This window comes from Novosphingobium lindaniclasticum LE124 (assembly GCF_000445125.1).
In the GTDB taxonomy this organism is placed as follows: domain Bacteria; phylum Pseudomonadota; class Alphaproteobacteria; order Sphingomonadales; family Sphingomonadaceae; genus Novosphingobium; species Novosphingobium lindaniclasticum.
On sequence record NZ_ATHL01000097.1, the window covers coordinates 1 to 7,003 of the forward strand.

Consider the following 7,003-nt stretch of genomic DNA (forward strand, 5'->3'; position numbering starts at 1 on the left):
GTAAGCGCCGACGGAACCCGGCCTTGTGCGGATTGGGATCGGCGTGAATTTCGCAGGGCAGATGGAGGCCTTGCGAGTGGATATCGAGCAGTCAAAAGAGCCTCGTATGAGTGCTCGCCGAGATGGCGGAGCGGTCGTACGGGTGGAACGTCGGCGGCATTGGAGCGACGAAGAGAAGCTGGCGATCCTGAAGGAGACGACGCAGCCCGGCGCCATCATGGCGGTGGTGGCGCGTCGGTACGGGATCGGAACGGGTCAACTTTACACCTGGCGCAAGCAATTGCTCCGCGGTGCTATGGCGGGGTTCGTGCCGGTTGAGTTGGCGCCTGCCGAACCGCTGGCCATGCCATCTGACGCCGGCCGGATCGAGATCCGGCGCGGCGACTTCACGGTTTCGATCGACAGGCTGGTTGACCGAGAGGCGTTGAGATTGGCGCTCGAAGTTGTCGGGGAGCTTGAACGTTGAGCCTGTCGCTGCCGCCGTCGGCGAAGATCTATCTGTCGCTGGCGCCGTGCGACATGCGAAAAGGCTTCGATGGCCTGTCGGCGCAGGTGCGCAATATCCTCCAGCTCGATCCTTTCTCCGGCGCTGTTTTCCTCTTCCGCGGGAAAAGAGGCGATAGGTTGAAGGCGCTGGTCTGGGACGGATCGGGGCTTTGTCTTTATGCAAAACGTCTCGAGCGGGGAAAGTTCGTGTGGCCCAGAACCCAGGATGGAGCAGCCGCCCGGCTCTCGGCTGCGCAGTTGGCGATGCTGATCGAGGGGCTGGATTGGCGGCAGGCGATTGTTCACGACGAGGTATCCGTTCCGACGCTCGCTTGAGCGATAAACCGCAGGAAACTGCCGTTTTATGTAGGATGGGATCGCGGCTTGCGCTATAGTTCGGGGCATGCGGTTCGACCTTGATCGCCTTCCCACAGACCCTGTTCTCCTGCAGAAAATGCTGCGGGAGATGGCTGAGGTCATGGAGCTGGAGCGGGCCGAACTGGGGGCGGCAAAGCAGACCGTCAAAGCTCAAGGACTGACGATCGAAAAGCTCGAGCACCGTCTGGCCAGGCTGCTGCGCGTCCAGTTCGGTCGCAGCTCCGAGAAAATGGACATCGCGCAGCTGCGCCTGATGTTCGAAGAGGTCGATGCCCCGGAGCCGGCCAATGATGACGCCCCTGCGGCGTCGAAGGCGAAACCGACGCGCAAGGCTGGAACCAGGGCGCCGATCCCCGCGCATATCCCGCGCCAGACGACGCAGCATCTTCCCGAGCCCTGCGACTGCGGGGGTAACGAGACCGTGATCTGCGAAGATGTCACGGAAGTGCTGGATTACGTGCCAGCCTGCTTCCGCGTCTTGCGTCATGTTCGCCCTCGCGTCGCCTGCCGGTCCTGCGAAACAATCCGCCAGGCGCCGGCCATCGATCTGCCATTGCCCAAGGTGATGGCAAGCAGCGCACTGCTCGCGCATCTCATCGTCAGCCGCTTCGTCGATCATCAGCCTTGGCATCGCCAGTCGGTCATCCTGCGCCGTCAAGGCGTGGAAATTGATCGTGACGTGATGGGCCGCTGGTCGCGCAAGCTGGCCTGGCTGATGGCGCCGCTCGGCGAACGGTTGCTCTCCTACATCCTGGAGGCTCCGAAGATACACGGCGATGAAACGCCCGTGACCTTGCTGCAGGGCGAAGACGGTAGCCACACCGCCTACTTCTGGGTCTATCTGCGCGACTGCCGTTCAAGCGGGGATATGAGCCCGCCTGCTGTGGCGTTCCGCTTCACGACCGGGCGCGGCGGCAAGCATCCCGCAGCCCACCTTGCCGGTTACCGCGGATACCTTCAAGCGGACGGCTATGCCGGTTATAACGCGCTGTATCATGACCCCAAGACCAAGGCACCGCGCGGGGTGACGGAGGTCGGTTGCTGGGCGCACGCGCGGCGCAAGTTCACCGACATTCTGGAAAAGAACCCGTCACCGGTAGCAGCTGAAGCGGTGGTGAGGATCAGCGAGCTCTTCGCGATCGAACGCGACATCAAGGGAGCACCGCCCGATGAGCGACGGCGGGTTCGCCAGCAGCTGGCCCGCCCAAAACTGGCTGCGCTGCGACCATGGCTCGAGACCCAGATGCAGGGGCTGTCTTCGGACAGCACCTTGGCGAAGGCATGCCGCTATCCGCTTAACCGCTGGGCAGCGATGGCTCGCTATTGTGACGATGGCCTGCTCGAGATCAGCAACAACCTGGTCGAAAATGCCCTGCGCGGCGTTGCTCTGGGGCGCCGCAACTGGATGTTCGTCGGGTCCACCAAGGGCGGGGATGCCTCGGCGCTGTTTTACTCGCTTGCCGAAACGTGCCGCCTGAACGGTGTTGAGCCCGAAGCCTGGTTCACCGACGTAATTGAGCGTATCGGCAATCATCCAATCAACCGGATCGACGAACTCCTGCCGTGGAACTGGCAGGCCGCAAAAGCGATCCTGAACCTGGAGCAAGCTGCTTGAGCAACGCCTTCGTCGTGCACATGACGATCACTCTGGATGACGTGACGCCCGCCGTGACCCGCATGATCGAAGTACCGCTCGGCATCCGGCTCGATCGTTTGCACACTACCTTCCAGGAAGCGTTGGGATGGACCGATAGCCATCTGTGGGAGCTGACCTTCGGGCGCACGGGCTTCGGCATCCCTGACCCGTCCTACGGCTTTGGTGGCCCACTTGATGCCCGAAAGACGACCCTCGCTGAGGCGTTGGAGGGAATGCGCGGCAAGACCTTCCAGTACCTCTACGATTTTGGCGATGGATGGGAGCACAGCGTCAGGATCCACGGCATCGCTCCGGCTGACCTGCAAGGCAGCTATCCGCGCCTGCTCGAAGCTACCGGAATGCGCCCACCGGAGGACTCGGGAGGGCCTTGGGGCTATGCCGAGAAACTGGAGGCTCTCACCGATCCGTCGCATGAATACCATGAAGAGGCGTTGGATGCTCTTGGCGACGACCATGACCCCCACACTCAACCCAACATCGAGGTGATCCACGCTCGCTTCGCGGCACTTGCCAAGAAATGGGCGCCGCGCCCGCGGAAAGCCAAATAACCCTACGTCAACGCCGCCTTCCGTCAGCGCTTACAATTTTCGATGAGATTTTGTGGTCCTTACAGGCTGTATGCGGCGGCGCAGTAACGCTTCACCGTCGCTGGCGACAAAGCGAACTGCGCGGCAGTGGTCTTGATGCTCGCCTTGTTGTCCTTGCGCCATTGAGCGACATGCGCCGCGTCAGCGGCAAAGGGACGACCAAGGCTTACCTTCCCCCTGTGTGTCTTCCCTGTTGCCTCTAGCGACGCCCTAGCGGCCTCTCGACCTGCATCGCAGCGCTCTTTGATGCGGTTGCGCTCCATATCCGCAATCTGAGCAAGCACGGCGACAATGAGTTCGCCTACGCCCTTGGCAATTGCTCCAAGGCCAAGCACTTCAACGGTGACACCCTTTTCGATTAGCTTTCGGACAGTGGCTTGGACGTTAAGGGCGTCGCGGCCTAACCGATCAATCGCGGCAACGTGAATGATATCACCTTCGCGAACGTAGTCGAGCATGGCAGCGAAGCCAGGACGGCTTTCGGCTGGGATCGCACCGGAAATGCCCTCGTCTGCAAACTCCTTGTCGAAAGGGCCCGGCAATGAAGAGCGCTGCGCTTCAATGGACTGATCGCCAGTCGATACCCGATAATATGCCAGCCTGCTCATAAATGCCCCTTCGAGTCGCTCATAAGATACCATAGCATTATGGGCCATGGATCATAATGCAAACTGATATCTTATGATCCAATTAGCGTACTAATTGGAAGGCAGGCTCAAAACCTACAAGTTTTGATCTGTAGTCGGGTGTGGGCTCGTACGGGGCGCCTTTCGCCACTGGGATGAATTCTGCACTTTTATTTCTTTAACTTTCATTCCTGTAACCAGGCGTCATACCGCGATTGCGGCTCATTGGAGGTTCAAGGGTGGAGCTTACATTTCACGCGCGTTACACAGAGGGAAGAGAAAAGTTCGATGGTTTGGACCACTATGACGGTGCGCAATCGCTTCTTGGCCTTTCTCAAGTTTTATTGATCGCGTTAAACGCTTTTTTTAATAAGGAAATACTGACACAAGCTCCTAGCGCAAAGGGCTTTCGCTTAGTCCTAGGTAAGGGCAAAGTAGGAAGTTGGGATCAGGCGATACAGCTTCTAATAACCAGCCCAGATGTACTAGAAGTCGCGAAAGACTTGGGTAAGTCAGGGGTTTATGACCTTTTAAAATGGGCGCTTCTTTCTGGCGTCGGTCTTGGTCATCTGGTTAAAAATCGGAAAGCGAAAAAGCTTATTCGAGAACTTGAGCAGAAGAATGAAGACCTGCACGAGCGCCTAGATGAAGCTCTAAAGCGTGTTCACTACCCGGTTAAGCATCAAGGACTATCTGTACACGTCATGGCTGGGCGAGATATTTTGGCTACTTTCAATGACGCAACTTTGCGACACATTGAAACAGAAGTTGTTCATGAAGCCCAGCGATACGAAGAGTTCGGTGTGAGTCGATTAAACGCAAGAACTGGTACAGGGCGCTTTATCAGGAACCTCGACGCGGCTTCGATACCTTTCACGCCGCAAGAAAATCTAAGCAAGGCTGCGATAAGAGCGCTAGGGGATAGCTTGGGTTATCTTACCCGCGACAAGTTTGTTCCGGTCCTTGCCCTTATCTCGGAGGTGACGTCCGCAGATGGTCATCTAAAGTCGTACCGCCTTCACTCCGCTACACCAATATGAGCAATGAAGGCGAGAGGCGAACTTGGAAAAAGGATTTGCGGGCGAGTCTGCTATATTAAAGAGAGAGTTCTTTTTCTAAATTATCTCTCAATATATTTAGTAACGTTCCAGGCTCGCAATCTAGCGCTTCCGCGATCACGATGAACTCCTGAATATCAAGTCGGCGTTCGAGCAATTCAATTTTGTTTATAAATGACGGCGGCTTTCCGACACGTCTTGCCAACTCTCTTTGACTAATCTTCAATTCTTTACGGATGGAAGATAGAGTGCTGATCAGGGTCCGGTAATCAGGCGATACCACCCAGCCGCGCTGCATTGAAGTGTCCCAACAGAAAGGAAGGCTGCCGGAATATAGCCACTTGCGGTTGTCCCCATGATGGGGACATAGGAAGCCGCTAGCGCAGCGATTCTTTATGCGCTGGAAAGAGGGGGCATGACTTCAGTTGAGAATCCGCAACCTTCCCGCGAGGGCGAGACTGTTGTTGGGCCAAAGCGGCAAAAAGATTGGTGGGATGGTGTCTTTGATGATGGACCGGCGGCGAAGCGGGGGTGCTTCGGCTGCTTGACCGTCCTTGGCATAGGAGCGCTCGCGCTTTTTGGTTACACGGTATATTCTTTCCAACAATCAGCAGTTCAGCACGTAAAGGATGAACAAGCTGCCGAAGTGGAAAGGGCAACACGCGGCCCCAGCGAAACCAACACCAACGCAATGTGCGACTTGGCGGTCAAAAGCGTCTTGGTGTCGGAAGACTCGTTCGATCCTGAATGGGGCGGGTCTTTCCATGCAGAGGGTGACATCGGCGTGGTATCGAAGAAGTTCGACTCCACTAACGGTTTCGGCGCAAAGCTAACCTCCCGGTATACCTGCAAGTGGAATTCCAAGACGGATACCATTGTATCCCTTGAGGTTACCGACCCTTATGGTGAAACGAGGAAGCTGCGATGAGGGCGGGGATGTCCTTTGCCCTTCTCTGCTCGCTTTCCCTTTTAGGATGCGAGAAGCCAGCTCAAATGGCGTCTGATGCGCCTGCCTCCCCGGCTACGGAAACAAATGCAATGCCAGAGGTATCAGCGGTTATCGCCCCGGCGAAGGCCGCCTCGATCTGCAAGGCAGGGATAGCAAAACTGTTTCAACAGCCTGTTTCTTCCATGAAGGCCGTGCCGGTGGCGGGCGGGATCATCCGTGTTTCCTACCGCCGCTCTTCGGACAATACATTGTGGTCGAATGATTGTCGACTGGAAGGCGATAGGATTGTCTGGCGAGCCGTTGATGTCAGTCCTGGCTCTGGTCCCGGAAGGTGGCGGGACGATCCTGCTGATGGACGGGTGACCTACTCCGTGGAAGGCGATGAAATCATAGTGGAAGAGACGTTCTAGGCCGTGTTGACAAAGAGGATTCCCAAATCGCGTAGGTTCTGATTCAAGGTGGCTTTTGGGGAAGCTACCTTGATCCGTGGTCTGATGAGCGATGAGGAATGGGCCTGCCTTGAGCCCTTCGTGATTGAGCGTGGTGCACGCAGCGGTCGGCGCCCACGAAATCACCGGCTTGTCCTGGATGGCATTTTCTGGATCGCACGAACGGGCGTAGCCTGGCGCGATCTGCACGAGCATTTCGGCAAATGGTCATCGGTTTACCGCCAGTTCCGGCGCTGGACGCTGTCTGGTCTGTGGGAGTTGCTGCTCGAAGCCTTCAACGAAAGCGGAGGCGGCGGCCCCAGCCTGCAAATGATCGACAGCACAATAATCCGGGCGCACCACTGTTCAGCCGGCGCTAAAGGGGGACTCCGTGTCAGGGTCTTGGCCGCTCAAAAGGTGGCTTTACGACCAAGATCCACCTCCGTGTCAATGCGCTGGGCTTGCCCATAGCGGTGGCGCTGACCGGGGGCGAAGCTTCCGACTTCAAGGGATATATGCCGGTCATGGATGCCGATGGACCAGCGCCCAAGGTGCTGCTGGCCGACAAGGGCTATGATGCAGACTTCATTCGCAAGGACATGGAGAAGCGCGGCGGTATTGCCATGATCCCGACCAAGCGGAACCGGCTGATCCAATTGCCCGTCGATGCCGCGATCTATGCCCTGCGCAACATGGTCGAACGCTGCTTTAACAAGCTCAAGAACGCCCGAAGGCTGGCAACCCGCTATGACAAAACCGCCGATAGCTACCTCGGCTTCATCCACATCGTCTCAATCCGGCTGTGGACCCGCCAATTTGTCAACGCCTCCTAGG

The 7,003-nt window shown here is 57.5% G+C and carries 10 protein-coding genes; 8 read left to right on the plus strand and 2 right to left on the minus strand.

The features are described from left to right. Positions 1 to 76 precede the first annotated feature (76 nt). From tnpA to L284_RS39575, 4 genes are all read left to right on the plus strand, one after another. The gene (gene tnpA / locus L284_RS39560; protein ID WP_159830736.1) at positions 77 to 466 is read left to right on the plus strand and encodes an IS66-like element accessory protein TnpA; all 390 of its coding nucleotides are present in this window, start codon (positions 77 to 79) and stop codon (positions 464 to 466) included. Then, a complete protein-coding gene (gene tnpB / locus L284_RS39565; RefSeq protein WP_021234787.1) occupies positions 463 to 822 on the plus strand; it encodes an IS66 family insertion sequence element accessory protein TnpB in 360 nt (119 codons plus the stop codon). The genes tnpA and tnpB overlap by 4 nt, the downstream gene beginning before the upstream one ends. Positions 823 to 889: 67 nt before the next feature. Then, complete coding sequence (tnpC, locus tag L284_RS47525) at positions 890 to 2,479, plus strand: IS66 family transposase (RefSeq protein ID WP_021234788.1); 1,590 nt, start codon at positions 890 to 892, stop codon at positions 2,477 to 2,479. Next, on the plus strand, positions 2,476 to 3,069 hold the full coding sequence (locus L284_RS39575) for a plasmid pRiA4b ORF-3 family protein (RefSeq protein ID WP_021234789.1): 594 nt from the start codon (positions 2,476 to 2,478) through the stop codon (positions 3,067 to 3,069). The genes tnpC and L284_RS39575 overlap by 4 nt, the downstream gene beginning before the upstream one ends. Before the next feature lie 59 nt (positions 3,070 to 3,128). Here the strand turns inward: L284_RS39575 and L284_RS39580 are convergent, their stop codons facing one another. After that, on the minus strand, positions 3,129 to 3,716 hold the full coding sequence (locus L284_RS39580) for a recombinase family protein (protein WP_031342647.1): 588 nt from the start codon (positions 3,714 to 3,716) through the stop codon (positions 3,129 to 3,131). Positions 3,717 to 3,973: 257 nt separating this feature from the next. Between L284_RS39580 and L284_RS48005 the strand changes: the two genes are divergently transcribed. Beyond that, complete coding sequence (locus L284_RS48005; RefSeq protein WP_152524701.1) at positions 3,974 to 4,774, plus strand: DUF7946 domain-containing protein; 801 nt, start codon at positions 3,974 to 3,976, stop codon at positions 4,772 to 4,774. Positions 4,775 to 4,829: 55 nt separating this feature from the next. Here the strand turns inward: L284_RS48005 and L284_RS47530 are convergent, their stop codons facing one another. Then, on the minus strand, positions 4,830 to 5,090 hold the full coding sequence (locus L284_RS47530) for a helix-turn-helix domain-containing protein (protein WP_081674057.1): 261 nt from the start codon (positions 5,088 to 5,090) through the stop codon (positions 4,830 to 4,832). A 117-nt stretch (positions 5,091 to 5,207) separates the two neighbouring features. Here L284_RS47530 and L284_RS39585 point away from each other — a divergent pair, with 117 nt between their 5' ends. The 3 genes from L284_RS39585 (at position 5,208) to L284_RS47535 (ending at position 7,002) form a co-directional block, all read left to right on the plus strand. Next, positions 5,208 to 5,720, plus strand: coding sequence for a hypothetical protein (locus L284_RS39585; protein ID WP_021234926.1), 513 nt, complete (start codon positions 5,208 to 5,210; stop codon positions 5,718 to 5,720). A gap of 8 nt (positions 5,721 to 5,728) precedes the next feature. Further along, positions 5,729 to 6,151: a hypothetical protein gene (locus L284_RS48010; protein WP_152524702.1), complete on the plus strand. Its 423-nt coding sequence runs from the start codon at positions 5,729 to 5,731 to the stop codon at positions 6,149 to 6,151. A gap of 84 nt (positions 6,152 to 6,235) precedes the next feature. Next, positions 6,236 to 7,002, plus strand: a protein-coding gene (locus tag L284_RS47535; RefSeq protein WP_200861640.1) for an IS5 family transposase whose coding sequence is annotated in 2 segments (ribosomal slippage) — positions 6,236 to 6,557 and positions 6,557 to 7,002 — 768 coding nt in all. Because the reading frame shifts where the segments join, the coding sequence is not laid out codon by codon here. The last annotated feature ends 1 nt before the right edge of the window (position 7,003 follow it).